The organism is Natrinema salifodinae (genome assembly GCF_900110455.1).
Lineage (GTDB): Archaea > Halobacteriota > Halobacteria > Halobacteriales > Natrialbaceae > Natrinema > Natrinema salifodinae.
This window is the reverse complement of the sequence record NZ_FOIS01000001.1, coordinates 656,316-680,783: the sequence shown is the minus strand read 5'-3', so window position 1 is coordinate 680,783 and position 24,468 is coordinate 656,316. Positions and strand designations below refer to the sequence as shown.

The 24,468-nt window shown below is 66.4% G+C and carries 27 protein-coding genes; 10 read left to right on the top strand and 17 right to left on the bottom strand.

Annotated elements, in window-relative coordinates:
- Positions 1-191 precede the first annotated feature (191 nt).
- The 8 genes from gvpM to BMY29_RS03175 all read right to left on the bottom strand — a co-directional run bounded on the left by gvpM (position 192) and on the right by BMY29_RS03175 (position 5,077).
- The gene (gene gvpM / locus BMY29_RS03210) at positions 192-557 is read right to left on the bottom strand and encodes a gas vesicle protein GvpM (RefSeq protein ID WP_049989784.1); all 366 of its coding nucleotides are present in this window, start codon (positions 555-557) and stop codon (positions 192-194) included.
- Positions 554-1,525 carry a gas vesicle protein GvpL gene (gvpL, locus tag BMY29_RS03205; protein ID WP_049989785.1) on the bottom strand — a complete coding sequence of 324 codons (972 nt, stop codon included), beginning with the start codon at positions 1,523-1,525 and terminating at the stop codon, positions 554-556. Before gvpL ends, gvpM begins: the two co-directional genes overlap by 4 nt.
- A complete protein-coding gene (locus tag BMY29_RS03200; RefSeq protein WP_049989786.1) occupies positions 1,522-1,878 on the bottom strand; it encodes a gas vesicle protein K in 357 nt (118 codons plus the stop codon). The genes gvpL and BMY29_RS03200 overlap by 4 nt, the downstream gene beginning before the upstream one ends.
- Complete coding sequence (gene gvpJ / locus BMY29_RS03195; protein WP_394297060.1) at positions 1,875-2,504, bottom strand: gas vesicle protein GvpJ; 630 nt, start codon at positions 2,502-2,504, stop codon at positions 1,875-1,877. The genes BMY29_RS03200 and gvpJ overlap by 4 nt, the downstream gene beginning before the upstream one ends.
- Positions 2,505-2,599: 95 nt before the next feature.
- Positions 2,600-3,517, bottom strand: a complete 918-nt coding sequence (locus tag BMY29_RS03190) for a hypothetical protein (protein WP_049989787.1) — start codon at positions 3,515-3,517, stop codon at positions 2,600-2,602.
- Positions 3,514-4,194, bottom strand: coding sequence for a DUF7127 family protein (locus BMY29_RS03185; RefSeq protein ID WP_049989788.1), 681 nt, complete (start codon positions 4,192-4,194; stop codon positions 3,514-3,516). Before BMY29_RS03185 ends, BMY29_RS03190 begins: the two co-directional genes overlap by 4 nt.
- 2 nt (positions 4,195-4,196) lie before the next feature.
- On the bottom strand, positions 4,197-4,451 hold the full coding sequence (gene gvpF / locus BMY29_RS03180) for a gas vesicle protein GvpF (protein WP_049989789.1): 255 nt from the start codon (positions 4,449-4,451) through the stop codon (positions 4,197-4,199).
- 2 nt (positions 4,452-4,453) lie between these two features.
- Positions 4,454-5,077 carry a GvpL/GvpF family gas vesicle protein gene (locus tag BMY29_RS03175; protein WP_049989790.1) on the bottom strand — a complete coding sequence of 208 codons (624 nt, stop codon included), beginning with the start codon at positions 5,075-5,077 and terminating at the stop codon, positions 4,454-4,456.
- 389 nt (positions 5,078-5,466) lie between these two features.
- Here BMY29_RS03175 and gvpA point away from each other — a divergent pair, with 389 nt between their 5' ends.
- Genes gvpA through gvpO form a run of 3 tightly spaced genes read left to right on the top strand, consistent with a single transcriptional unit; the run spans position 5,467 to position 7,402 of the window.
- Positions 5,467-5,754: a gas vesicle protein GvpA gene (gene gvpA / locus BMY29_RS03170; protein WP_049989893.1), complete on the top strand. Its 288-nt coding sequence runs from the start codon at positions 5,467-5,469 to the stop codon at positions 5,752-5,754.
- Between the two features lie 6 nt (positions 5,755-5,760).
- Positions 5,761-6,786, top strand: a complete 1,026-nt coding sequence (gene gvpN / locus BMY29_RS03165; RefSeq protein WP_049989791.1) for a gas vesicle protein GvpN — start codon at positions 5,761-5,763, stop codon at positions 6,784-6,786.
- Positions 6,787-6,838: 52 nt separating this feature from the next.
- On the top strand, positions 6,839-7,402 hold the full coding sequence (gene gvpO, locus BMY29_RS21380) for a gas vesicle protein GvpO, halophile-type (RefSeq protein WP_049989792.1): 564 nt from the start codon (positions 6,839-6,841) through the stop codon (positions 7,400-7,402).
- Positions 7,403-7,715: 313 nt separating this feature from the next.
- Here gvpO and BMY29_RS03155 read toward each other — a convergent pair whose 3' ends face one another.
- Positions 7,716-8,399, bottom strand: a complete 684-nt coding sequence (locus tag BMY29_RS03155; RefSeq protein ID WP_049989894.1) for a zinc ribbon domain-containing protein — start codon at positions 8,397-8,399, stop codon at positions 7,716-7,718.
- 348 nt (positions 8,400-8,747) lie between these two features.
- Here BMY29_RS03155 and BMY29_RS03150 point away from each other — a divergent pair, with 348 nt between their 5' ends.
- A complete protein-coding gene (locus BMY29_RS03150; RefSeq protein WP_049989793.1) occupies positions 8,748-8,987 on the top strand; it encodes a winged helix-turn-helix domain-containing protein in 240 nt (79 codons plus the stop codon).
- A gap of 92 nt (positions 8,988-9,079) precedes the next feature.
- Positions 9,080-9,427: a CHY zinc finger protein gene (locus tag BMY29_RS03145; protein ID WP_049989895.1), complete on the top strand. Its 348-nt coding sequence runs from the start codon at positions 9,080-9,082 to the stop codon at positions 9,425-9,427.
- A gap of 35 nt (positions 9,428-9,462) precedes the next feature.
- Here the strand turns inward: BMY29_RS03145 and BMY29_RS03140 are convergent, their stop codons facing one another.
- Positions 9,463-10,818, bottom strand: a complete 1,356-nt coding sequence (locus tag BMY29_RS03140; protein WP_049989794.1) for a winged helix-turn-helix transcriptional regulator — start codon at positions 10,816-10,818, stop codon at positions 9,463-9,465.
- A 156-nt stretch (positions 10,819-10,974) separates the two neighbouring features.
- Here BMY29_RS03140 and mutS point away from each other — a divergent pair, with 156 nt between their 5' ends.
- On the top strand, positions 10,975-13,728 hold the full coding sequence (mutS, locus tag BMY29_RS03135; protein WP_049989795.1) for a DNA mismatch repair protein MutS: 2,754 nt from the start codon (positions 10,975-10,977) through the stop codon (positions 13,726-13,728).
- 104 nt (positions 13,729-13,832) lie between these two features.
- Here mutS and BMY29_RS03130 read toward each other — a convergent pair whose 3' ends face one another.
- On the bottom strand, positions 13,833-14,222 hold the full coding sequence (locus BMY29_RS03130) for a hypothetical protein (RefSeq protein ID WP_049989796.1): 390 nt from the start codon (positions 14,220-14,222) through the stop codon (positions 13,833-13,835).
- Positions 14,223-14,585: 363 nt separating this feature from the next.
- Here BMY29_RS03130 and BMY29_RS03125 point away from each other — a divergent pair, with 363 nt between their 5' ends.
- Positions 14,586-15,041: a YbhB/YbcL family Raf kinase inhibitor-like protein gene (locus BMY29_RS03125; protein WP_049989797.1), complete on the top strand. Its 456-nt coding sequence runs from the start codon at positions 14,586-14,588 to the stop codon at positions 15,039-15,041.
- A 61-nt stretch (positions 15,042-15,102) separates the two neighbouring features.
- Here BMY29_RS03125 and nucS read toward each other — a convergent pair whose 3' ends face one another.
- The gene (gene nucS, locus BMY29_RS03120) at positions 15,103-15,846 is read right to left on the bottom strand and encodes an endonuclease NucS (RefSeq protein WP_049989798.1); all 744 of its coding nucleotides are present in this window, start codon (positions 15,844-15,846) and stop codon (positions 15,103-15,105) included.
- A 156-nt stretch (positions 15,847-16,002) separates the two neighbouring features.
- On the opposite strand from nucS, the gene BMY29_RS03115 reads away from it, so the two are divergent.
- Entirely contained in the window at positions 16,003-16,617 is a 615-nt protein-coding gene (locus BMY29_RS03115; RefSeq protein WP_049989799.1) for a hypothetical protein, read from the top strand.
- A gap of 8 nt (positions 16,618-16,625) precedes the next feature.
- Here the strand turns inward: BMY29_RS03115 and BMY29_RS03110 are convergent, their stop codons facing one another.
- Complete coding sequence (locus tag BMY29_RS03110) at positions 16,626-17,108, bottom strand: DUF7984 family protein (RefSeq protein WP_049989800.1); 483 nt, start codon at positions 17,106-17,108, stop codon at positions 16,626-16,628.
- A 355-nt stretch (positions 17,109-17,463) separates the two neighbouring features.
- Between BMY29_RS03110 and BMY29_RS03105 the strand changes: the two genes are divergently transcribed.
- Both BMY29_RS03105 and BMY29_RS03100 read left to right on the top strand, forming a co-directional pair.
- On the top strand, positions 17,464-19,401 hold the full coding sequence (locus tag BMY29_RS03105) for a beta-CASP ribonuclease aCPSF1 (protein WP_049989801.1): 1,938 nt from the start codon (positions 17,464-17,466) through the stop codon (positions 19,399-19,401).
- Between the two features lie 277 nt (positions 19,402-19,678).
- Positions 19,679-20,089: a hypothetical protein gene (locus BMY29_RS03100; protein ID WP_049989802.1), complete on the top strand. Its 411-nt coding sequence runs from the start codon at positions 19,679-19,681 to the stop codon at positions 20,087-20,089.
- 72 nt (positions 20,090-20,161) lie between these two features.
- On the opposite strand, the gene BMY29_RS03095 is transcribed toward BMY29_RS03100, so the two are convergent.
- From BMY29_RS03095 to BMY29_RS03080, 4 genes are read right to left on the bottom strand one after another with little or no spacing between them, the layout of a single operon-like run.
- Complete coding sequence (locus BMY29_RS03095; RefSeq protein ID WP_049989803.1) at positions 20,162-20,965, bottom strand: ABC transporter permease; 804 nt, start codon at positions 20,963-20,965, stop codon at positions 20,162-20,164.
- Entirely contained in the window at positions 20,958-21,884 is a 927-nt protein-coding gene (locus BMY29_RS03090; RefSeq protein ID WP_049989804.1) for an ABC transporter permease, read from the bottom strand. Before BMY29_RS03090 ends, BMY29_RS03095 begins: the two co-directional genes overlap by 8 nt.
- Before the next feature lie 2 nt (positions 21,885-21,886).
- Positions 21,887-23,026, bottom strand: a complete 1,140-nt coding sequence (locus BMY29_RS03085) for an ABC transporter ATP-binding protein (RefSeq protein ID WP_049989805.1) — start codon at positions 23,024-23,026, stop codon at positions 21,887-21,889.
- 27 nt (positions 23,027-23,053) lie between these two features.
- Positions 23,054-24,196: an ABC transporter substrate-binding protein gene (locus tag BMY29_RS03080; RefSeq protein ID WP_049989806.1), complete on the bottom strand. Its 1,143-nt coding sequence runs from the start codon at positions 24,194-24,196 to the stop codon at positions 23,054-23,056.
- Positions 24,197-24,468: the final 272 nt, after the last annotated feature.

The window sequence follows — 24,468 nt, the reverse complement described above, 5'->3', positions numbered from 1 at the left end:
GTTTGGGGGAGTGCCGTCCGGAATTCGGCCTGCCCGATATCGATCGATATCGATCGATTTCGACGACCGCGAGCGCAGTAGTGCCGCTCCTCTCGCCGCTTTCGCTTCTGCTTCCGCTTCACGCCGTCTGCGTGTCTGTCCGTTTTCGTTCTCGATCTCAGTTTCCTGCTGCATCGGACGGCCAGCAATCGTCAGTCCGGCGCGCCGTCTGCGTCGTCCCGGTCGTCGACGCCCTCGTGAGCGGTGCCGACGCCGAGTTCGTCGAGGGTTCCGGGCTCGCCGGCCGGTTCGGATTCGAGTTCGGTCTCGGCGTCGGGCTTGTTGGGCCTCCTGTACTGGCGACGTCTGACGGCCGCCCGCCGTCGGCTGCCGTCCCATTCCTCGAAGAGGCCGTACTCGTTCATCGTCTCCATACCGGCGATCGCCGCCGTGAGCTTGATGCCCACCAGCGGGATGTCCGCGACCGAGACGATTACGTCAGCGCGCAGGACCGCGCCGTCCCTGAGCAGCACGTCGAGCACGTCCACGAACGCTTCGTCGTCCTTTTGCGGTCTCATGGCTGTGGGTTCGGCGCGTCGCTGTCGGCACCGGTGCCGTCGCCGTCACCGCCGAGTTCCGGCGCGAACGTGTACGGCGGCCACGGCCCGGTGAACCTGACCTCGAGCCCGTCGGCCGCGGCCACGTCGTCGAGGATCGACCCGATCGTCCCCTCGTCGTCCTCGTGGGCTAACAGCGTGAGCCGACAGAGGGTCTCGCCGTCGGAGTCGTCGCCGTCTGCATCCGCCAGGTCGTCGGACAGCTTCGCGCTCGGCGAGCGCTCGAGCGCGTGGACCTCGCGGGCCGCGTCGGCCAGGCGATCCTGCAGATCGGCGGTCAGCGACTCCCGGCGGGCCGCCCGGAGCTCCGACAGCCGCTGGTCGAATTTCTTCTCGAGCAGGAACGCGGTGCCTTCCTCGGAGCCGCCGATCCGCTCGTCGAGTTCGCGCAGTCGCTCGTCGCGCTCGATCAGTTCCTCGTCGCCGATGGGATCGACCTCGACGACGTCGACGCGGTACTCCCAGTGCCCGGCGAGTCCGGCAAGCGCCCGTTCCAGGGTGTCAGACTCCTCGCGGAGCCACTCGCGGACGGCCTCGTCGTCGCCGCGGAGGATCGTGTCGAACTGGAACGGGATCGGCGTCCCGAACGCCTGACCCGCCTCGTCGACGACCGTCTGGTGGCGGACGAGCCAGCGCCTGATCTGGGCGAGGTCCGCCGAGTCGTAGATCCCGTCGCAGGCGTGGACGACGGCGCCGATCCCGTCTTCGGCGACGACGGTGACCGGTTCGCCGTCGACGCCGGTCACGTCGAGGTCCGCGTCTTCGTCGGCCCGGACGATGCAGTAGAGGTACCGGCCCTCGTCGATCTCCGGGGCCTCGGCGTCGGCCTGGCCGGCGGTCGCCTGGTCGTCGAGCGTTTCGAGTCGGTCGTCGGTCCCGGTGCCGACGCCAGGGCTGGCGCCGGCGTCGCCCGATCCGTCGTGACTCATTCGTCGTCACCTCCGAAGACGGAGTAGCCTGGCGTCCGAGGTGCGGTCGATCCCTCGTGATGGGCGCCGTGGAGCTGTTCGATGGCGTCGTTGACGATTCCGTTCAGGTCGCCCCGCAGGTCGTCGACGCCGTCGTCGATCCCCTCGTCGGCTTTGAGCTGTTCGATCTCGGCCTCGATGGTCGCGAGCTGGCTCCCGAGGCGTTCGATTTCCTCGTCCGAGAGGTTGCCCGATTCCATGCGCCGAACCGCCTCGCGCTCCAAGGCGTCGATCAGGATCTCGACGACGGTGACGACCAGGGTCACGAGCCCCTGTCGCGCGTCCTCGCCGTCGCCGACGTCGATCGTCGTCACGCGTCCTCACCCTCCGAGTTCGCGTCCGCTTCGGCTTCGGCCTCGCTCGCCTCGGATTCCTCGTCGGCCGATGCCGACTCGCGCTCGCCGTCGTCGCTCGCGTCGGCGTCTGCGTCGTCGTCGGAGCCGCTGAGCAGGTCGAACCCGCCGCTGGTCGGCCGGTCCGGTTCCGGGCGCGCGCCGAGGCGTTCGCTCACCATGTCGCCCTCGTCGACGGCCAGGTTGCTCGCAGTCGACTCGCCGTCGCTGTCGGCACCGCCGTCGGTATCGGTGCTCTCGGCGCTTTCGTTCCGGTCGCCGGCGACCTCCTCGTCGGCGGTGACGTTGACGCTCCGGGTGGGATCGATCGGCGGTTTCGGCCGCTCCATCTCCGCGAGCTCGGGGTCGCCGACGGCCTCGGCGACCCGGCGCATGTCCGTCCCTTCGGGGAACTCGAGACCGTACTTCGCCGCCGTCTCGAAGGAGGCGATCGCGGCCCGGACCTGAACGCCGAGCAGTTGCGTGTCGCCGATCGAGACGGCGATGTCGGCGTTGATGACGATCCCCTTGTCCAGCAGCATCTCGATGACTTCGGCGAGGTCGGCCTTCTGCCGGCTGGGTTGGAAGTCATCGGGCACGGTCGTCACCTCCGACGTCGGTCGACCCCGTCGCTGATCTCGTTGCGGTCGCCGGAATCTGATCGGTCGTTGGCGGTCCTCCGCGTCGGCGTTGTATCGATGGGTTAGTCATTGTTCCTCCTCCGTCGTTCCCGCTCGAGTTCGAAGCGCCGCCCGTAGATTCGTTTCCGGCTGGGTGCCGTCGAGAGCTTGACGTCCTGCGGAACCGTCGCGTACCGCGCGTTGCTCCCGAGGTCCCGCCTGTCGACCGGAATCGTCGACGCCGCCGTCGGGTTTCGCGAGTTCGTGCTCGTATCCTGACGGCGCATCTTCTCGCGGTTGAACTCGTAGAGGCGCTCGAACTGTTCGTGCGTCTCCAGTAGCGCCGTCCGGAAGGCGTCGATCCCTTCCATAGCCTGCTGCTGGATAGCGACCTGGTAGGCCTCCGGATCCTCCGCGACGTTGATGTCGCCGAGCGCCTGCTTAGCTGTCTCCGCGGTGTCCATTCCCGTCTCGAGCAAGTCGTCGTCATCGTCGTCATCGTCGTCCGCGATGTCCGACACCGCATCCTCGATCAGTCCGGCGTCGTCCCCGTCTTCGAGTTCGCCGACGGCGTCATCCAGTTCGCGTTTCGCCTCCCAGACCTCGCTCAGGTCCGCCGCGTTCCAGGCGTTCAGCAGGTCGATCGCGTCGAACAGCGCCGTGAAATCGACGATGTCGCCGACGCCCTCGTCCTCGTTGGCCAGCGCGTCGGGAATCTCACCGAGTTCGATCGCGTCGAGGAGTTCGTCCCCGTCGACCGCGTCCGGCAGTTCGCTGAGGTCCATCGCCTCGAGCAGGTCTTCGACCTCCTCGGCGACCCGGACGAGGGCGTTGACGTCGCCGACGACCGTCTCGAGAGTATCGTTGTCGAGGTCGTCGAGCGCGTCGGCATCGCCGAGGTGGCCCTCGAGCCGGTCGAGGCTCTCTTTCGCGTCCGCGACCAACTCGTCGAACGCGTCCGCCTCCGCCCCCGTCTCCGGCTCGGAGTCGGCGTCACTCATTGCTGTCCCCCGTCGTCTGTTCCGGGTTCGGTTTCGTCGGTCGATCCCGAATCGTCGCTCGAGTTCGTCTTCGGGCGGATCTGAACGGTCAGCACACCGTTCTTGATGGTCGCATCGGCGGTCCGCTCGCGCCAGGGGACGTCGATGCGGTCGACCTCGCGCTCTTCGACGGCGACGACGAGCGTGTCGTCGTCGAACCCGACCGTGACCTCCTCTCGGTCGCTCCCCGCGACGTCCGCGGTGACGAGCAACTCGTCGTCGTGCCGCCGCGTCGTCAGGTGGTGGTCGCTCGAGGGCGACGTGCGGCGGCGACGGGTTCGCGGGCGGTCCCGAGCGTCGGTGCCGAACCGGTCGGTCTCGTCCGCGGGTCGATCGAACCGGCTGTCGTCCCACAGGTCGTCGCCCGACCGGATCGACACGTCGTAATCGAACACCGCGTGGTCGCCCCGCCGCCGACCGGACCGCGAGGTCGCGCCGCTCTCGAGCGATTCGAGGGCGGACAGCAGGCTCGAGAGCCAGTGGTCGGGCCCCTCGTCTTCGCTTTTGCTCCCGTCGAATCGGCGGTCGTCGGGACGATGATCGTCGGATCGACCGTCGCCTGGTCGGCCGTCGTCGGCGCGGTGGTCGTCGGGCGATTCGTCGCGGTCGTCGTCCGGGATGTCGGTACCGTCGCTCATCGTTATTTTTTCACCTCGACGCGCCCGCTCGAGAGCCGTTCGTGGACGTCGCGGGCGACTTCGAGTTCTTCTTCGAGTTCGTCTTTGCGGCGCCGATACTCCTCTTCTGAGCGCTCGCCGAGTTCGTACAGCAACTGGTTCTCCTTGAGGTCGTCCTCGATGGCCTCCACGTCGTACATTTCGTCGAGCGCGATGGAGTGCAGTGCGTCGACGATGCCGACGAACGGTCGAAACAGGAGGTCGTCGAGGATGAACATGGTTATTGTTGGGCTCCGATCTTTACGTCGACGAAGCTGTACGGTGCGAACGGACCCGTGTACTGGACGACGAGGTCGTCGCGCTCGTCCTCGAACTGCGCGACCGCGTCGTCGAATTCGGCTTGCCTGTCGCGGTCGACGAGATACGAGCGGTTGAGGACGAGCCGGTCGCTGAACAGGTCGTTCGCGACGGACTGCGCGGCGATGGGCTCGAACCGGTTCGCGACGTCCTCTTCGAGCGCGTCGCGGTCGACGTCGGCGTCTTCCTCGCTAACGAGTTTGAGGCCGAGTTCGATCTTGCCCTCAATGTCACGCATCGCGCGCCGGAACGCCGGTCGCGCTCCCCGCAGGACGTTTTTCAGCTCCCGGTTGCTCTCGAAGGCCATTCCGAACTGCATCGGGACGATGGTCGTCTCGCCGTCGTACTCCATGATCTCTCGGAGGACGTCGTCGTGCCGTTGGGCGTCCTCGTCGGTCTCTTCGGGGTCGGTCGTGTCGATGTCGGAAACGACGGCCCCGAATCGTCGGTGGGAGATCGTGTAGACGCGGTCGGCGCCGGCGACGGCGTCGGTTTCGAACTCGACGTCGGCCGATTCGACGACGCCGTAGACGTATCGGTTGGTCATCGACGGATCACTCGCTGGACGTGCATGGAATCGTCACCTATTCGGTTCGATCTCAGTAGTCGACGGCCGTTACCGGATCGTCGCCGGTGCTGACGGACCGATAAACGCGTGCGTACACTGGGGTGTGGGAGGCGTCTCGATAGCATGACTACGATAGCGATGCTCCTCGTGGACGACACCGTGACGAGCACTCGAGTATCATCGTGAAGCGTTCGGTGTCGGCGTGGGTTATGGTAGTGCTTGCAATCGCAGCCTCCCTCGTGCGGTTGCCTTCCTGTCGCGATCGAGATCAGCGTTCCGCGAGAATGCATACCGACGACGCCGGCTGGTCAATCGGCTTGCAGACGCAGTCAAAGGGGTGTTACGAACTGCCGGTCAAGATCTGCTGTATGGCACAACCACAACGAAGACCTGACTCCTCGAGTCTCGCGGAAGTACTGGACCGCGTCCTCGACAAGGGCGTCGTCATCGACGTTTGGGCACGGATCTCGGTCGTCGGGATCGAGCTGCTGACGATTGAGGCCCGCGTCGTGGTCGCCTCGGTCGACACCTTCCTGCACTACGCGGAGGAGATCGCCAAAATTGAGCAAGCCACCGCGGAAGGCGATCTCGACGAACTCGAAGAGCTCGAGGTCGAGCCCCGCCCCGAATCGTCACCGCAGTCGGCATCAGAGTAAGCGTCCATGGCCGACGACGCCTCGCGCAAGCGCAAGGTCCGCGGCAAGAAGATCCGGGCCAGTCGCGAACAGAAGGAGGGCCGACGAGCGAAGAAGGAGCTCGCGCGAAAGGCATCAAACGCTGGCGAACGAAGCGGCGACACCCCCCTCTCCGATCCCGCGGAAGTCGCCCCGGACCCGTTCGTCGAGACCGACGCCGTCGCGTCGCTGCGCGGCCGCATCAACGGCTGGCTCGACGCCGATCAGCCGGTCCACCTGATCGGGCCGACGGGCTGTGGTAAGACGGCGCTCGCGCTGTCTGCAGCCGCCGAACGCGGCCGCCCGGTCGTCTGGATCAACGGCGACGAAGCGGTCGACACCGCCGCGCTCGTCGGCGACCACGCCGGCGGCGAACGCTACAAGGAGGACGACCAGTTCGTCGGCGGCGTCAGCAAACAGACGGAGATCGTCCGCGAGCGGTGGGTCGACAACCCGTTGTCGGTTGCCGTCCGCGAAGGTGCGACGCTCGTCTACAACGAGTTCTCGCGCAGCGATCCCGCCGCCCACAACGTCCTCCTCTCGGTCTTCGAGGAGGGCGTTCTGGAACGACCAGGCAAGCGCGGCGACGATCGGACGATCGACGTCCACCCCGATTTCCGGGCGATCCTCACGTCCAACGACGTGGAGTACGCCGGGGTCCACAAACAGCAGGACGCGCTGCTCGACCGGTTCATCGGCGTTCACGTCGACTACTACGACGACGAGACGGAACGCGCGATCGTCGACGCACACGTCGATCTCGCCGAAGAGGACATCGCGACGATCGTCGAGACGACGCGAGCGCTGCGCGACGAACTCGACGTCGTCGTCGGCACGCGCGCGGCGATTACGGCCGCGAAGGGACTGACGATCTTCGACGGCCACGACGAGACCGGCGAGTTCGACGACGAGACGCTGACGACCGTTTTCACGGACGTGCTCGCGCCGAAGGTCGTCGGCAACAACGGCGAGGACGTCGACCACCTGCGGTCGCAGATCGCCGAAACGGTCTGACCCGAAACGGAGGGCTCCGAACCGACACGCGTAACGAACTGAGTCCAAACCAATGGCCGAAGCCGACAGCCAGTCACGAGAGCAGTGCAAAGCCCTCACCGCGGACGGAGAGCGCTGCTCGCGGCCGGCCCGAGACGACGGCTTCTGCTACCAACACGACGAGAGTGATCCGACAGTGAGCGACAGTCAAGCAACCGAACAGGAGAAACAGGAGGAACAGGCCGAGCAGGAGCAGCCGGACGACCAGGCCGAGGGTGCCGACGCATCGGCGTCGAGCGGATCGGTCGACATGACCGCCGACGAGCGGACCGATCCCGAGGCGGTCGACGCGGACGTCGACACCGACCAGGACGAAATCGCGGGCATCCTCACGGTCCGGAAAACCGTCAAGTCGACCGCCGGCGAACTCATCGGCCACGAGTTCGACGGCGTCAGCGAGATTTCGCCGACCGACGACGGCTGGCGCGCGATCGTCGAGGTCGTCGAGCGCCGGGCCGTGCCGGACACGCAGGACATCATCGGCCGGTACGAGATCGAACTCGATCCCGACGCCGTCGTCCACGGCTACCGCCGGGTCGACCGCTACCGACGCGGCGACACCGCCGAGTTCGAGTAGCGGCCGCGAGTCGACTGCGCTCGCCCCGCAGCCCCGTTCGGGGACGCGAGTGGCGACTGTCGGCAGCGCCCACCTCACTCCGTTCGTCGCTCACTGCCGCCGTCAGTTCATTTTTCATACCCGATTCCGACCCGGAACGCCGTCCGAACCACCGAAGAGTCCTGATTCCGTCGAACCGATTCGAACCCCGCGCCCGCAACCAGTTTGAGGCACCGGTCCGGAGACCGAATCCGTCCGCTATCGCACGGACCGCGACGACGTCGCGGTTCGGTTCGCCTGGCGAGATCGGATTCGATACGACGAGGCCGGTCACTCAGTCCGAAGGGGCGCCGTTGGCGGCGAGCACCGGTCGATCGTCGGTCCCGGACGGATCGCGTGGCCGGTAGTCACAGCACCGGCCGGGGAAGTAGCGCCTGGCGAGGACCGTCGCGGCGTTGAAATCGGCGCCGACGGCGTCGACGCGACAGGCCGGATTGTCGCATCGGAGGAGCGTATTCTGCTCCCGGTCGCCGAGCACGCCGCAGGCGTGACACTCCTGCGTGGAGTACGCTTCGGGCACCGTCGCCGCCGGAATTTCGTACTCGGCGGCGACGGCTCGCAGCCGCAGGTGCGCCGCGGGGAGCAGCCACGACGAGCCGCGGTGGGCGTCGGGGTCGATCAGCCACGCCCACAGGTCCGGCCGGTAGTGGCTGTCTTCGGTGACCAGCACCGGATCGTCGTAGGCGGACGCGTACTCGCAGATTTCGCGGGCCGCGGCGTCGAGGTCCGCGACGAGGGCGTCGCGGCGCTGCCGGACGTGGGCGGCGATCGGGTCCCGATCGAAACCGCTGGCGAGCAAGGCGGCGGCCTGGCGCCGGAGGACGTCGAGGCGCCGGCAGAGGTCGTCGCCGGGGATCGCGAACGCGCCCCGCCAGTCTGGGAGGGCGGTCGGGCAGGCCGTATAGAGGTTGTACTCGCCGATGTCAACGCCGATCGGGGTTTCGTTGCGGTTAGCCATCGTGATCGTCGCGAGCGGCGTCGAGGTGATCAAAGCGGAGCGATGCGACTCTCGTGTCGGGGCTTTCAAGGCCCCGTGACGTGTCGTCGGACATGGCTTGCGTCCCATAGCTACGCGAGCCGCGCGGACCAGTGGCTCTAGCACCGGTCCGCATTTTCACAACGGAGCCGACGGACGGTCAGGTCCGCGTGTGGATCGCGTTAGTATACCGATATTTGTTCCTCCGCTATAAGTTTTCGGCCCATTCTGTCCAATATATCGGACAGTACTGTACGACAAACGGGCGTATTCGAACCAACTAAATGTCGATTCACCCTTTCAACGGTGATGAGAAAACCGGGAGAATGGATGCAACTCCCCACGGATAATCTCATTCTCGAAGCTCTCGACAAAGGGTTGGAGATCGGACCGACCGCTATTGCGAGGAATATTGATAAATCACAAAGTACGGTTCACGAACGGCTCCGCGTTCTCATCGAGTACGGTCTCGTAGAGAAGGTTGACGACGGCTATTACACGATCACCGACGACGGCCACGCCTATCTCGAGGGCGATCTCGACGCGAAAGATCTCGAACCTTCCGCCTGAGTTCGAATACATCCGCTGTTCCCCGGTTTTTGGTCATTGGGATGATGGCGCGGACCGCAACCCCGAAGCACCCGCCGGCCGTCGCTCCAATCGTGCAATCGATCGGGTCCCACGACGTTGTCGGCGTCGACGTCGATTCCGACACGCGCTGTGCCCACTACCGCACGGAGCGCGATGTCGTCGCATTTCGGTTCGCCTGCTGCGAGCGGTATTACCCGTGTTTTCGGTGCCACGAGGAGCGCGCGGACCACGAGGCGATCCCCTGGCCGCGCGAGCGATTCGACGAGCCGTCCGTGCTCTGTGGCGTCTGCGGGGACGAACATACCGTGCCCGAGTATCTCGCGGCCGACTACCGCTGTCCCGCCTGCGACGCCGCGTTCAACCCCGGCTGTGCGAACCACGCGGAGCTGTACTTCGAGACGTCGGACTCGGACACATAACCGGCCACTCCGGCCGATGGCGGGAAAGAAGTGCCTCAGTCGTCCGCCGGCGCCGGTCGCGAATCCGCCGCTGGCACGGGCTCGTCGATCAGGGCCGCCTCGACCGCCGGCGGCAGTTCGTTGACGATCGCCCGCCCGTCCTTCTCACGGACGACCAGACCGTCCTCCTCGAGCGCGGAGAGGTGGTGCGATATCGTGCTGGGATCGCGGCCGAGTTCGTCCGCCAGGCGGCCGTTGTGAGCGCGGCCGAGGTCGGCGAGCGCTTCGAGCACGTCGCGCTTGGCGGGTTCCGCGAGGGCGGCCTGGAGTTCGGCGTCCGCCTCCTCGAGGAAGTAGCGGCGCTTCCCGTTGACCTTGCTGTCGGTCACCAGGTCCTCCTCTTCGAGGACGCGGACGTGGTGGCGAACCGTCGAGAGGGGCACCCCGGTCCGATCGCTGAGCTGCGAGAGGTACGCGCCCGGCTCGTCCCGAATCGCCTCGTAGACCGCCCGGCGGCGGTCGTGTTCGAGCGGATCGGAGTCATCGTAGCGGCTGTACCGGAAGATCGGGAGGAGCTTCCAGAGGTCCGACCCTGCACGCCGGAGCGCGTCCAGTTCGCGCGCCTGGCCGAGCCAACTGGCCGTCGCGGTGCTCGCGCCGCTGGCAGCACCGGCCCCGGACGCCCCTGCGCCGGCCCCGCCCGCCGCGGCACCGGAGGCGGTGATCGCCCCCAACAGACCGACTAACACCGCATCGGTCGCCGCGTCGCCCGCGTCTGGCGGCCCGGATTCGGACGAGTTCGCGTCGCCGCTGCCGTCGTCGCCGGCCGCGGGTTCGGTACCGGATCCGTCGTCGGTCGCGTCGTCGCGGTCTGCGTTCGCGGTCGCGCCGCCGACCGACGCCTCGGCGCCGACCGACGCGTTAGGCCCGGTCTCGGCGTCGCTCTCGAGTTCGGCATCGACTTCCGGGGCCGTCGTGTCGACGGTCTCCGTCGTCTCGTCGACGGTGTCGTCGACCGCACTCGTCGTATTCTCAGTGGCGTTCTCGACCGATTCGCCAATGGTGGTCAGGTTATTGGCGGCGTCGTCGACGATATCGGTCGTCCCGTCGACGACCGGTTCGGAGTCATCGGTCGTCGTATTGGTTGCATTCTCGACAGTATCGGTCGTCCCCTCGCCCTCGTCGATCGCGGTGTCGGTCGCGTTTTCGACCGGCTCCGTCGTCTCGTCGATCATCGAGCCGATCGACGCGGTCAGCCGGTCACTCTCGAGGCTGGCGTCATCGATTGTCGGCGCGACCGAACTCGACGGTCCCGCCGCGGCGCTCGCGACGCCCGCGACCGCGCTGCCGAACAGCATCGCGGCGACGAGACACGCGACCAGGCGAACCGCGATCGACGATTCCGACGGCATAGCTCTCGTAGGGGAATGAGCGATCGATCGTAATACGCTTTGTCCGTGTCGTGACAGTCGCGTAACCTGATACTGGGGTCACGATCACCTGCTGTGCCAACGGGCTCGGTCCAGTAACCAGCAAGGTATTTCCGCGTCGGGCGGCCGAACTCAGGTATGGATTCGGCGCTTGGCCCTCCCGAGGAGATGGCCGAGAAACGCGACGAGCTGACGCCGATGATGCGCCAGTATCACGATCTCTGTTCGCGCTACGACGAGGCGATCGTCCTCTTTCAGGTGGGTGACTTCTACGAGACCTTCTGCGGCGCGGCCGAACGCACCGCGCGGCTGCTCGAGATCGCCCTGACCAGCCGCGAGGACAGTACCGGCGAGTACCCGATGGCCGGCATCCCGATCGACAACGCCGAGTCGTACATCGAGGAGCTGTTGGAGGCCGGCTACCGGGTCGCCGTCGCTGACCAGGTCGAGGAGCCCGGCGAGACCTCGGGCGTCGTCGAGCGGGCGGTCACGCGCGTGATCACGCCCGGGACGCTCACCGAGGACGAACTGCTCGCGAGCGACGACAACAACTTCGTCGCAGCGCTGTCCCGCGAGGGCGAGCGGCTCGGCCTGGCCCTGCTCGACGTCTCGACCGGCGACTTCTACGCGACGAGCGCGACCGCGGCCGAGTCGGTCGCCGACGAGGTGAGCCGGTTCGACCCCTCGGAGGCGGTCGTCGGTCCCGACGCGCCGGCCGACCTCGTGCCCGACGGCTGCATGGTAACGCCGTTCGACGCGCGGGCCTTCGACCGCGAGCGAGCCGGCGAGAAGCTCTCGGCGTACTTCCGGAATCCCGACGCCCTGCTCGCCGGCGACGCGGAGATCCGGGCCTGCGGCGCCCTGCTCGCGTACGCCGAGTACGTCCGCGGCGGCGAGCACGAGGGCGAGCGCGGCGACGATGGTGACGATGACGACGAGCGGGTCGACGCCGTCTTCGAGGGCGACGCGGACCACCGCCTCGAGTACATCACGCAGCTTACCAGGTACGATCCGCGGGAGTACCTGCTCCTCGATGCCGTCGCCTTGCGCAGCCTCGAGCTGTTCGAACCCCGAACCGTCCACGGCCGGGACGACGCGACGCTGGTTGGTGTCCTCAACGAGACCGCCAGCGCGCTCGGCGGCCGCAAGCTCAGGGACTGGCTCCGCCGGCCGCTGCTCGATCCAGCCCGGATCGAGGGCCGCCACGACGCGGTCGCGGAGCTGAAGGGGGCCGTCCAACGTCGCGAGCGGCTCCACGAGATCCTGCGAGACGTCTACGACTTAGAGCGGCTGATCGGGCGGATCTCCCGCGAGCGGGCCAACGCGCGGGACCTGCGCTCGCTTCGGGACACGCTCGCTGTCGTGCCCGACGTCCGGGAACAACTGGCCGACGCCGACTGCGAGCGCCTGCGCAAACTCCACGAAACCCTGGACCCGCTCGCCGACGTCCGCGAGTTGATCGAGGACGCGATCGTCGCCGACCCGCCGATCGAGATCACCGAGGGCGGGATCGTCGCCGAGGGCTACGACGAGGACTTAGACGACCTGCGATCGACCGCCCGGGACGGCAAGCAGTGGATCGACGAACTGGAGGACCGCCAGCGCGAGCGCACGGGCATCGACTCGCTGAAGGTCGGCCACAACTCGGTCCACGGCTACTACATCGAGGTGACGAACCCGAACCTCGATTCCGTCCCGGACGACTACCAGCGCCGGCAGACGCTGAAGAACTCCGAGCGGTTCGTCACGCCGGAGCTCAAGGAGCGCGAGGACGAGATCGTCAGCGCCGAGCAGCGGTCCGACGAGCGCGAGTACGAACTCTTCTGCGAGGTCCGCCGCGAGATCGCCGACGAGGTCGAGCGCGTCCAGGGCCTGGCCGAGGCGCTCGCGACGCTCGACGCGCTCGTCTCCCTGTCGACGGCCGCCGCTCAGTACGACTACTGCCGGCCGGAGATCCTCGACCGCGACGCGGGACAGCACGTCGAGATCGAGGGCGGGCGCCATCCCGTCGTCGAGCGCACCCAGGAGTCGTTCGTGCCCAACGACGCGCGGCTGACGAGCGACCGCCGCCTGGCCGTGATCACTGGGCCCAACATGTCGGGCAAATCGACGTACATGCGCCAGGTAGCCCAGATCGTCCTGCTGGCGCAGGTCGGGAGCTTCGTCCCTGCGCGGGCCGCCAGGCTCGCGCCGGTCGAGCGGATCTTTACCCGCGTCGGGGCCAGCGACGACATCGCGGGCGGGCGCTCGACGTTCATGGTCGAGATGGACGAGCTCGCGACGATCCTGCGGGAGGCCGACGAGCGCTCGCTGGTCCTGTTAGACGAGGTCGGCCGGGGCACCTCGACGGCCGACGGGATGGCCATCGCGCAGGCGATCACCGAGCACCTCCACGACGCGGTCGGCGCGATGACGCTGTTCGCGACCCACCACCACCCGCTGACCGAACTCGCGGACGACCTCGCGGCGGCGTTCACGCTGCACTTCGAGGTCGATCAGGACGACGGCGAGGTCGTCTTCCACCACGAGATCGCGCCCGGCGCGGCGACCGGCTCCTACGGGGTCGAGGTCGCGACCGCCGCCGGGGTTCCCGAGAGCGTGGTCGATCGCGCGCGCGGTCTGGTCGCAGCGGCCGCCGACGAATTCGAGGCGAGCGACGCCGACGCGAATGGAGACGCGGACCGGGTGAGCGCCGACATCGACGGGAGCGACCGTGAGAGCGATGGGCCGACTTCCGGGTCGGCGAGCGAGCCGACCGCCACGGCGACCGCAGACGGGGGCGACATCCCGGCGGACGTGGCGGCGGAACTGCGCGCGCTCAACCTCGCTCACCTCACCCCGGTTGAGGCGCTGACGGAACTCGATCGGCTGAAGCAGTTACTCGAGGAGTGAAATAGACTCTCGGTCGGTCGCTCAGCCGATTCCGGTGGGCCGATCGGCGAGCGAATTCGTCCGGGGTAGTTCCGATTTTCCCCACCGAGCGCGATCGGATCGGGTCAGGCGGGAACGGTATCGTTCGGAGCGACGGCCGATCGAACGTATCGACGACCGACGAGCGTTGCGACGATTACGACGAGCATGGCCCCGAGCGCAAGCGGGAGCGGTTGACTCCCGACCAACCAGTCGCCGGCGGGAGTCTGATGAAGGATCGTCGCCGGGGTGGCTCCGCCGAGCGCCACGGCCGCCAGCCCGGTCAGACTCTGGACGACGAACTGTTCCGGTTCGACGTACCGGTAGGCACCGCCGAGAACCGCGAAACTGCCGAGGACGAGTCCCACCAGCTCGCCGGTTAGCGGGTCGACGTACAGCGTCCAGTACAGTGCGACGAAAGCGCCCGTGACGATAGCAAGATCGAATTTCCGATCGTCGGATTCAGCAAACGTCATACGTCCGATGCATTCTCCCGGTATATAGCTCCCCGCCAGACTCAAAGAACGATTGTAGTGGACTCCCGAGATCCGATCCGTCTTCGCGCCGTCCGTACCGTCACCGACTCACTCGCCTCTGGATACGCGTTTTGCGACGGCTCGATCCGATCGGCAGTCAGCCGCCGGGACGGAGGCGAAATCCCCGACGCCGGACAATCGGCAGGCCGCCGCTCGCTCTCCGACCCCGTGTAAGCTATTTTTCGCTCGCCGGTGAACGACTCACCGGAGTGAATCGGGACTCACCGCGCCAAACGCGGTGACGAGACGACCCGACCAGGCGAGCGAGCGACGAACGGCCGACCGAACTGCGATCGGAGAACCATGTCAGACCTCAGTCTCACGAGCCCGGCGTTCGACGACGGCGACCGCATCCCCGAGGAGTACGGCTATACGGAGCGAAACGTCAACCCGCCGCTCGAGATCGGCGGCGTCCCGGACGACGCCGAGTCGCTCTCGCTGATCGTTGACGACCCGGACGCGAAAGAGCCCGCAGGGAAGGTGTGGGACCACTGGATCGTCTGGAACGTTCCGCCGGGGACGGAGACGATTCCGGCGGACTGGGACGCCGACGACGCGGCCGAAGGAACGAACGACTACGGCGATCCCGGCTACGGCGGCCCGAATCCGCCGGACAGAGCACACACCTATCGATTCGACCTGTACGCCCTGGATACGACGCTCGACCCCGGCACGGACGCCGACGCGGACGCTCTCGAGGACGCGATGGACGGCCACGTTCTCGCGCAGACGCGACTCGAAGGAACGTATCCGGCCTAACCGATTTTTGGCGGGCGACCTTCGTGCAGTCGAGTCGCGACGTCGAACCGCCACCGACCGTTCACTCGGCCGGGGGTTCGAGCGAGACGAACTCGAGGCCGTGTTCCGTCAGCAGCCGACTCGCACGATCGGTCACCGACGGGGCGACCAGAATTCCGCGGACGGTGGCCTCCGCGTGTAAGTCCCGCTCGAGGGCGTCGACGTAGCGCCGGAGCTGCCCCACCGCGTCGGGGCCGACACGCCGGCGCTTCAGTTCGACGACGACCGCCTGGCCGGCCGCGTCCTCGCCGTAGATGTCGACCGCGCCGGCGGGCGTATCCCGTTCGGTCGCCAGCGGCGTGAATCCGCTCTCGAGCAGATCGGGCTCTTCGAGGAGCCGCTGGCGGAGATCCTCCTCAGTCCCGATCAGGGCGAGTTCGCTTTCGTCGGTCCCGGCGAACGCCGACACTTGCAGCACCTCCTGAAACCGGACGCGTAGTCGCTCGTCCGGCGTCGACCGCAGGCTCTCGAGGACGAGCGCACCGTCCTCGCAGAAGGCCTCGTGATCGCAGCCCGGGGGTTGCCAGTTGACCGGCTGCTGGCCCTCGTCGGTGTGAACCAGCGACGCGCCGTCCGGCTTGAGCATGACGTGGCGGTCCCCTTCCTCGAGGAAGCTCGTCGCTCGACCATCGTAGTCGACGGTACAGCGCCCGTAGACGGTCACGAGCGCGTCCCGTTCGATACCGGTCGCGACGGCGTCGCGGGCGGCCGCCGGCGTCGGCCGCTGGAGGGTCTCCGTCCGTTGGCCGTACTCTGGATCGCTCACTGAACCGACGTAGGGACGGCGCGAATAAAAGGAGCCCGCACGCGGGCGATTCCCGCGTACCACCGTCCGTTCGGTGCCGAGCCGCCAGCGATGGTCGGCGACCCGGGCATGACACGGAAAGTATATTCACGTCCGCACTTGCGGTCCAGAGGCACGATGTCGAACCTTCCGACCCGCCGCGGATTTCTCACGCTGACCGGTACCGGCGCGGCCGCGTCGCTCGCCGGCTGTTCGCAACTCGAATCGATCACGCAGGGCGAGTCCGAGAGCGCCGACGACACGCTGACGGTGACGGTCCAGCCCGATCAGGAGACGCTGACGAGCGTCAATGAAGAGATCAGCTCCGACCTCGAGAGCGGTAACATCAGCCGACAGGAAGCCCAGCAGCGGTTCCAGGAGGAGCAGCAGCGCCTGACCGAGGAGGCCGCGACGCCGCTCCAGGAGACCGCCGAATCGGACGACCAGGTCTCGATCGAGCAGTCGGATCCGGCGTACGGGTTCTTCCTCGTCGACGCGCCCGCCGAGACGCTCGTCGGCGCGTTGCAAAACGACGAACTCAGCGCGATCTATCCCGCCGACCAGTACGAGCAGTTCGCTCAGCAACGGGATCAATACGAGCAACAGCAGGCCGCGATGGAGAATCAGGGAGGCGACGGGACGGAAGCGGAGTCGAACGAATCAGACGGGTCGAACGAATCGAACGACTCCGACGAGTCGAACGAATCGACGACCGACGAGAACGAGTCCGCCGACGGCGACTCGAACGCGTAGCCGTCCGCTCACTCGACGCTGAACGGGCTCTCACGCTCGGTCCAGTTCCAGCCGGGGAGTCGTTCCTGGAAGCCGGCGGCCAGCGCCGCCTCACAGTCGTCGACGCCAGCGTTCTCGCTCGCGTCGCCGTGGACCTGCACGTCGGCGTAGTGGAAGGTCGCCTCGCCGAGCGTCCGCAGGGGCTGGGCCCCGGCGATCGTCGCGGCCAACTCCCGGCCGAGGATCTCGTCGACGACGAACCCGGGATAGTCGCCCTCGACGTCCAAGTCCCGGAGGATCGCGACCATCGCGGCGACGTTGACCGCCAGGTCGCCGTCCGCGAAGACGGCGTCGACCTCCGCGCGATACTGGCCGGTCGTGACCGCGTCGACGTCGGTGTCGAAGATATCGCCGAGGTCGTCGCGAACGTCGTTGATGATCGGAACGACCGTCTCGGCGCGGTCCGCGACCCAGTCCCGTTCGTCGCTAACGCGTGCGGGTGTGATATCCATGAGGCACCGTCAACTACCGGCCCTAAGTCCCTTGGTTTTGCGAAGGCTTTTATACTACGCAAAGAATAGCGTCGAGTAAGCGGGTTCTCCCTGGAATTGTCCCGCACGGACCAGGATAACCGATCCGGGAGCGTGTCCGTCATACGGGGTAGACGATGATTCGAGAGACTAGACGGCGTGTGAGCGACGTTGTCCCGCGGGGACGACGGCGCTCGCACTCGCGTCTCGGTTCCGCGACGGTCCTTCACGGTCGTCACGGTACCGGCACGCGTCACCTTCTCTCAATCGCCACACCCCGATCCGACGGCGACTGCGATCCCGGACGGCGAGTTCACGCAAGCCACATTCGGCGATTATGAGCACTGTAGAGCAGCAACTCGACGATCTAAAAGCAGAGATCACGAGCGAGTTACCGAGCGATATCTCGGTCTCCTCGGTGAAGTACGAAGGGCCCGAACTGGTGGTCTACACGCGCGACCCGAAGAAGTTCGCCCAGCAGGGCGATCTCATCCGCCAGCTCGCGAGCAAGCTTCGCAAGCGCATCACCGTCCGCCCGGACCCGAGCGTCCTCTCGCGACCTGAACAGGCTCGCGAGGAGATCATGGACGTCATTCCGGAGGAGGCGGGCGTCACGGACCTCGACTTCCACGCCGACACCGGCGAGGTCGTCATCGAGGCCGAAAAGCCCGGCATGGTCATCGGCCGCCACGGCTCGACGCTCCGCGAAATCACGAAGAACGTCGGCTGGACGCCCGAAGTCGTCCGGACGCCGCCGATCGAGTCCTCGACGGTCTCGAACGTCCGTAGCTTCCTCAAGCAAGAGCGCGACGAACGCCGCGACATCTTGGAGACGGTCGGCAGACAGATCCACCGCGAGGAGATGTCCGACGACGAGTACGTCCGCATCTCCACGCTCGGCTGCTGTCGCGAGGTCGGACGCGCCTCCTTCATCCTCTCGACGCCCGAAACGCGCATCCTCATCGACTGCGGTGACAAGCCAGGCGCCGAGGGCGAGGTCCCCTACCTCCACGCCCCCGAGGCGTTCGGCGCCGGCCCCCAGACCATCGACGCGGTCGTCCTGACCCACGCCCACCTCGACCACTCCGCGCTGATCCCGCTGCTGTTCAAGTACGGCTACGACGGTCCGATCTACTGTACCGAGCCCACGCGGGATCTGATGGGCCTCCTGACGCTGGACTACCTCGACGTCGCGGCCAAGGAGGGCCGCAGCCCGCCCTACGAGAGCGAGCAGGTCCGCGAGGCGATCAAACACACCATCCCGCTGGAGTACGGCGACGTCACCGACATCGCGCCGGACGTCAAACTCACCTTCCACAACGCCGGCCACATCCTCGGGTCCGCGGTGAGCCACTTCCACATCGGCGACGGCCTCTACAACGTCGCGTTCTCCGGCGACATCCACTACGAGGACACCCGCCTGTTCAACGGCGCGGTCAACGACTTCCCGCGCGTCGAAACGCTCGTCCTCGAATCCACCTACGGCGGTCGCAACGACTACCAGACCGACCAGGCGGACTCCGAGGAGAAGCTCAAGGAGGTCATCAACGAGGCCTACGAGCGGGACGGCAAGGTCCTCATTCCGGCATTCGCGGTCGGGCGCTCCCAGGAGATCATGCTCGTCTTGGAGGAGGCGATGCGCAACGGCGAGATCCCCTCGATGCCGGTCCACTTGGACGGGATGATCTGGGAGGCGACGGCGATCCACACGACCTATCCCGAGTACCTCCGGGACGACCTGCGCGACCGCATCTTCCACGAGGACGAGAACCCCTTCCTCGCCGAGGAGTTCAATCACATCGACGGCGGCGAGGAGGAACGACAGGATGTCGCCGACGGCGAACCCTGCATCATCCTCTCGACCTCCGGTATGGTCACCGGCGGTCCGATCATGTCCTGGCTCTCCCACATCGGCCCCGACCCGGACTCGACGATGGTCTTCGTCGGCTACCAGGCCCAGGGAACGCTCGGTCGGCGCATCCAGAACGGCTGGGACGAGATTCCGACCAGCGAGGTCGGCGCCATGGGCAACAACGGCGGCGGCCGCGGGACCCTCTCGCTGAACGTCAATGTCGAGACCGTCGACGGCTTCTCCGGTCACGCCGACCGCGCAGGGCTCGAGAACTTCGTCCGGACGATGAACCCGCGCCCGGAGAAGGTGCTCTGCGTCCACGGCGACGAACGGTCCACGCAGGACCTCTCCTCGGCGCTCTACCACGAGTTCGACATGCGCACCTTCGCGCCGAAGAATCTGGAGACCTTCCGGTTCCTGTAACCCTCGCGGCTTCGATCGGAACAGCTTCTTTCCGGCTCGTGCAGCCGTCGTCCGCACTCCTTTCGAACAGCCTGGCGGCTGCCGTTCGTCCTGGCGGGGATATCCCAGCAACCAGGCCCGCCACGAGAACTGATGCGGTGTCGCCTGGTGAGCCGCGTCGATGCCGACGTCTCCGGTCAGTTCGAGACGGGGTCATCGTCACTCGCGAGCGAGGAAGCTATCAGAGCTGATACTGAGGGCGAATGGTTGAAAGTACTACAGTGGGATGCGATGGCACATGGAGAAGGAGGAACTCGAACGGACGGACGAGCATACGATAGAGTTGGAGACCGAACTCGGCGTGCCGATTTTCACGTACAACGCGTTCGTGGCGGGGGAACAGCTGCGAACGATCGCACGCAGGTGGGAGGCGGTCATCGAAGCGAACGGTGTCGAACGGTACGTCGTGAACACTGAGGAGTTCATGGCGCACACGGAGGAGGACAAGCAGTGGCTCGCCGAGACCTGGATTCCGAACCTGATCGAGCACGGCGTTCGAGCCGGGGCTGGCGTGTACTCGGATTCCGCGATCGCGAGCCTCGATATGGGCCGCATCGAAACGGCGTTGAATTCCATCGACTCGAGATTTGAGTATCGCACGTTCGGAACCGAAGCGGACGCGATAGCGTGGCTGCGGGAACAGCCGTAAGACCGGCCGGTCACGCCGGGACGAATTCGAACGGAAACGGGTCGACGACGGGCGATCAGTCGCCCGTCCCGATCAGGAGAGCTGTCGCGAGAGCCAGTCCAAGTTCGTTGCCAGCACCGCGAGCAGGATCGCGAGCAGCGAGATCAGGATCAGGAACGTCGAGACGACGCTGACCATCGGGTCGAGCGACTGCCGGAGTTCGCTCCAGGCGAGCACCGGAATGGTTTGAGAGCTGTGATTCGAGAGGAACAGCGCCATCACGAACTCCTGGAGGCTGACGATGAAAGCCAGCAGGCCGCCGACGAAGATCCCGTGTTTCACGTTCGGCAGGACGACGTGGACGAACGACCGGATCGGGCCGGCGCCGAGGTCGCGGGCCGCGTCCAGTTGCTGCCAGTCGAACCGGCTGAACACCGACTGCATCACGAAGTACACCAGCGGCGTCGCCCACAGCGTGTGCGCGAGGACGATCCGCAGGTACGACGCGTCGAGGCCGGTCTTATTGAAGTAGACCAGCAGCGTGATCCCGAGGATGACCGGCGGGATCAACAGCGGGACGAGGACGAGCGGCGCGAGCAGCCGGCCGGCACCGCCGTCGTCCAGTTCCTGGCCGAAGGCGGCCATTACGCCGAGTGTCGTCGCGATGATCGTCGTTCCGGCGCCGACGACGATGCTGTTGTCGAACGCCGCCAGCCAGAGGGCCTCGTCGAAGAACTCGCGGTAGTGGACCAGCGAGTAGCTCTCGGGCGGGAAGACGAGCTGACCCGACTCGGAGAACGAGGTCGTAACGACCACGACCAGCGGCAACAGCATGAAGGCCAGGATCGCCAGATACCCCGCCCGGAACAGGGCGTTCTCGACGGTTTCTCTATGCATACTCGAACTCACCTCCGAAGCGGCTGAGAACGGCAAAGAGGGCGGCGACGCTCGCGAACATCAGGACGAGCATTACGACCGAAAACGCCGTCGCGACCTCCCACTGGAGATCCGACAGCAACTGCTGTTCGACCTGCATCGCGAACGTGCGGTCCCCGCCGCCGAGCAGTCCCGGCGCGGCGTAGGCGCCGACGCTCCACGCGAAGGAGATCACCGTCGCGACGGTGATCCCGGGAATCGCCTGGGGAACGACGACCTCGAGCACCGAGCGCGGGCGGCTCGCGCCGAGGTCACGGGCGGCCTCGACGATCCCCCAGTCCATCGTCGCGAGGACGCTGTAGATCGCCAGCACGGCGTAGGGGAGGACGATGTAGACCTGGCCGACGACGACGCCGACCGTCCCCGGGACGAACTGGATCGGCTCGGAGATGAGGTTCAGCGACAGCAGCACGTCGTTGAGCGTTCCACTCGGCGAGAGCAGCGGCATGAAGGCGTAGGTCTTGATGACGAGCGTCGTCAGTAACGGCAGGACGACCGAGAACAACAGCGCCGACTTGATCAGGCCCTCGGATCGCCAGATCGCGTACGCGTAGAACAGCGCGACGGCGACGGTGATGGCCGTGACGATGATGCCGAGCTTGAACGAGTACCAGATGATACTCCAGTAGAGATCGCTCGTGAACACGTCGGCGTACGCGCTCAGCGACCAGGTTCCCTCGACGTACGCGAGGTTCGAGGCGCCCTCCGACAGGCTGATCCGCAGGAGGATCAGGAAGGGCGCGAGGAAGATCAGCAGCTCGAACGCCATCAGCGGTGCCATCAACAGGAGCGCCCGCTTCGAACGCGAGCGCTCTTCGAGCGCCGTCCAGAGGCGGGCGACCGGCGCGGGCAGCGTCGATTGCGATTGCGTCCCCGCCATCGTCACAGTCCGACTCGCGAGCCGTCCTCGGTGAACGCGAGCACGTCCTCGCCGTTCCAACTGATGCGGATCCGATCGCCGGCATCGAACGCGCCCGAGTCGGCGACGGTCCGTTCGACGAACACCGAACTTCCCTCGATCGAGACGGAGTAGCGGACGGTCGAGCCCCGATAGAGGACGTTCTCGACCGTTCCGACGACGGTGTTGGTCGTGCTGCCGTCCGCGAGGACGGCCTGGCTTCGGTTTTCGTCACCGTTCGCGTCTCCGTCGGCCCGCTCGGTCGAGAGCACCTCCGGCCGGAGCGACAGCGTCAGCGCGTCACCCGCGGCGCAGTCGACGTCGCCGTCGGTCGGAAGGACGACCTCCCGTCCCAGTTCCGTTTCGACGCGGAGGGTATCGCCCGTCTCAGTAACGGTGCCGTTGACGAAGTTTGTGTCGCCGAGGAAGCCCTCGATAAACCGGTTCTTCGGGTTCTCGTAGACTTCGTCGGGTGCACCGACCTGGACGAGTTCGCCGTCGGCCATGATCCCGATCCGATCGGCGAGCGTGAAGGCCTCGTCCTGGTCGTGGGTCACGTGGACGAACGTCGTCTCGACGTCCTCGTGGATCTCCCGGAGTTCGATCTGCATGTCCTCGCTGAGCCGCTTGTCGAGGTTCGACAGCGGCTCGTCGAGCAACAGGACGTCGGGTTCGACGGCCAGCGAGCGAGCGAGCGCGACGCGCTGTTTCTGTCCGCCGCTCAGGTTCGTCGGGTCCTGATCGCCGTAGCCGCCCATCTCGACGCGGTCGAGCATCTCCCGGGCGCGCTCGCGGCGCTCGTCTTTCGCTACGTCGCGCATCTTTAGGCCGAACGCGACGTTCTCGAGGACCGTCTTGTGCGGGAACAGCGCCCAGTCCTGGAACACCGTCGAGGTGGTGCGTTCGTAGGCGGGGCGGTCGGTCACGTCGTCGTCGCCGATGCGGATCTCGCCGTCGGTCGGCGTCTCCAAGCCGGCGATCATGCGGAGGGTCGTCGACTTTCCGCTGCCGCTCGGCCCGAGCAGGCACAGCAGTTCGCCGTCCTCGATCGTGACGGAGACGTCCTCAACGGCGAAGGTATCGCCGTATCGCTTCTCGAGTTCAGCAAGCGTAATCTCTGACATGAAATGATAAGTTGCGAGTCGTGTCCGTTAGGAGTCGGTCTGGATCGCGGTGAACTCGTCGGAGAGTTCGTCGTCGTGCTCGGCGAGAACCTCCCAGTCGGGGAAGGCGATGTTCGCCGCCTCCTCGCTGTTGCTCGGCAGATCCTCGGCCAAATCCTCGGCGTACTCCGTGTTCTCGTTACAGAACAGCGTGGGCATCTCCTCGGACCAGGCCGTCTGGGTCTCGGCGTCCATGAGGAAGTTGATGAACTCCTCGGCCTGGTCGCGCTTGTCGGTGCCGTCGACGACGCACCAGTGGTTGAGGTAGCCGGTCGTCTCCTCCGGCATCGTGTGGGTCAGGCCGTCGTAGTCGTCGATGTCGTAGGCGACCTGTTCGTAGTACCACTGAGCGGCGTCGATGACGCCGTTGTCGAACTGCTGCCAGACGTCCTCGCCGGAGCTGGCCCAGCCGGAGACGGGCCAGTCGCGGAAGGTCTCGAGGACGGCCTCGTGGAGGTCGGGCTCGTGCATCTCGTCGCCGAGTTCTCGTTCATCCATCCCGACCGCGGCGGCGTAGAGCGGGTACCACCAGAAGCCGGTGTCGACTCCGACGCCCGCGCTGTTCTGGACGGCCTCCGAGGAGAAGTCGCTCCACGAGTCCGGCTGGACGTCCGCGTCCTCGCGGTGGACGATCGTACAGGGTGCGCCGTCGACCGGCATCCCGTACTCCGTCGTCCGGAACTCGGTGTAGTAGTCGATGACTTCCTCGAGGTTGGGGACGTTCTCTTCGCGGATCTCGTGGAACAGTTCCTCCTGTCGGCCGTAGTAGTAGAAGTTGCCCTCCGTGACGGTGACGTCGTACGGCGGGTTGTCGTCCGGAGCCGACCGGATGTCGGCGAGGATCTCGTCCCAGCCGCGCTGGAGTTGGATATCCGCGTCGAACTCCTCCTCGTATTTCGGCACGACCGCATCCTCGAACCGGTCGGCGTAATTCCCGCTCCAGACGCAGACGCGCAACGCGTCGCTGCTACCGGAGAGGAGTTTGGTACAGCCGGCGAGGGCGGTCGCCGATCCGACCGCCGTCGCGGACAACATACGTCGGCGGGAGACGGATGCCTGCGCCGTCTCGGACGACGCCGCTTCCGACTCACAGTTACTCGACTCTGCAACCCGTTCTGGGTCTGCAGCCATTGGTACCCCGGGTATACCCTGATACCGACATAAAACCGTTGTGAAGTCAGGAGAAAATATATCGAATTCGAAAGGTACGGCAGATATCGCCGGACTGGGACGGAACTGAGAATATACGCTCGCTCATAGATACTGGGTTCCACGACCCACGCGAGGGCGAAACCGCCGACGACAGCGGATCGCGTCGGCAGTCGGCTCGCCTGGTCCCTGCTCGAATCGGCCGCGGACGAACCTCCGATCGCCGTGCGAACGCGACCGCGGATCGATCGCAC

Excerpts from the sequence above, each read along its gene's own strand:
- BMY29_RS03100 (WP_049989802.1), top strand. The coding sequence starts at position 19,679 with ATGGAGAAGGAGGAACTCGAACGGACGGACGAGCATACGATAGAGTTG.
- gvpM (WP_049989784.1), bottom strand. The coding sequence starts at position 557 with ATGAGACCGCAAAAGGACGACGAAGCGTTCGTGGACGTGCTCGACGTG.
- BMY29_RS03155 (WP_049989894.1), bottom strand. The coding sequence starts at position 8,399 with ATGGCTAACCGCAACGAAACCCCGATCGGCGTTGACATCGGCGAGTAC.
- BMY29_RS03105 (WP_049989801.1), top strand. The coding sequence starts at position 17,464 with ATGAGCACTGTAGAGCAGCAACTCGACGATCTAAAAGCAGAGATCACG.
- gvpN (WP_049989791.1), top strand. The coding sequence starts at position 5,761 with ATGGCCGACGACGCCTCGCGCAAGCGCAAGGTCCGCGGCAAGAAGATC.
- gvpA (WP_049989893.1), top strand. The coding sequence starts at position 5,467 with ATGGCACAACCACAACGAAGACCTGACTCCTCGAGTCTCGCGGAAGTA.
- BMY29_RS03130 (WP_049989796.1), bottom strand. The coding sequence starts at position 14,222 with ATGACGTTTGCTGAATCCGACGATCGGAAATTCGATCTTGCTATCGTC.
- BMY29_RS03150 (WP_049989793.1), top strand. The coding sequence starts at position 8,748 with ATGCAACTCCCCACGGATAATCTCATTCTCGAAGCTCTCGACAAAGGG.
- gvpL (WP_049989785.1), bottom strand. The coding sequence starts at position 1,525 with ATGAGTCACGACGGATCGGGCGACGCCGGCGCCAGCCCTGGCGTCGGC.
- BMY29_RS03140 (WP_049989794.1), bottom strand. The coding sequence starts at position 10,818 with ATGCCGTCGGAATCGTCGATCGCGGTTCGCCTGGTCGCGTGTCTCGTC.
- gvpF (WP_049989789.1), bottom strand. The coding sequence starts at position 4,451 with ATGTTCATCCTCGACGACCTCCTGTTTCGACCGTTCGTCGGCATCGTC.
- BMY29_RS03125 (WP_049989797.1), top strand. The coding sequence starts at position 14,586 with ATGTCAGACCTCAGTCTCACGAGCCCGGCGTTCGACGACGGCGACCGC.
- BMY29_RS03080 (WP_049989806.1), bottom strand. The coding sequence starts at position 24,196 with ATGGCTGCAGACCCAGAACGGGTTGCAGAGTCGAGTAACTGTGAGTCG.
- BMY29_RS03085 (WP_049989805.1), bottom strand. The coding sequence starts at position 23,026 with ATGTCAGAGATTACGCTTGCTGAACTCGAGAAGCGATACGGCGATACC.
- BMY29_RS03095 (WP_049989803.1), bottom strand. The coding sequence starts at position 20,965 with ATGCATAGAGAAACCGTCGAGAACGCCCTGTTCCGGGCGGGGTATCTG.
- BMY29_RS03190 (WP_049989787.1), bottom strand. The coding sequence starts at position 3,517 with ATGAGTGACGCCGACTCCGAGCCGGAGACGGGGGCGGAGGCGGACGCG.
- BMY29_RS03175 (WP_049989790.1), bottom strand. The coding sequence starts at position 5,077 with ATGACCAACCGATACGTCTACGGCGTCGTCGAATCGGCCGACGTCGAG.
- BMY29_RS03185 (WP_049989788.1), bottom strand. The coding sequence starts at position 4,194 with ATGAGCGACGGTACCGACATCCCGGACGACGACCGCGACGAATCGCCC.
- BMY29_RS03110 (WP_049989800.1), bottom strand. The coding sequence starts at position 17,108 with ATGGATATCACACCCGCACGCGTTAGCGACGAACGGGACTGGGTCGCG.
- mutS (WP_049989795.1), top strand. The coding sequence starts at position 10,975 with ATGGATTCGGCGCTTGGCCCTCCCGAGGAGATGGCCGAGAAACGCGAC.
- BMY29_RS03090 (WP_049989804.1), bottom strand. The coding sequence starts at position 21,884 with ATGGCGGGGACGCAATCGCAATCGACGCTGCCCGCGCCGGTCGCCCGC.
- gvpO (WP_049989792.1), top strand. The coding sequence starts at position 6,839 with ATGGCCGAAGCCGACAGCCAGTCACGAGAGCAGTGCAAAGCCCTCACC.
- BMY29_RS03115 (WP_049989799.1), top strand. The coding sequence starts at position 16,003 with ATGTCGAACCTTCCGACCCGCCGCGGATTTCTCACGCTGACCGGTACC.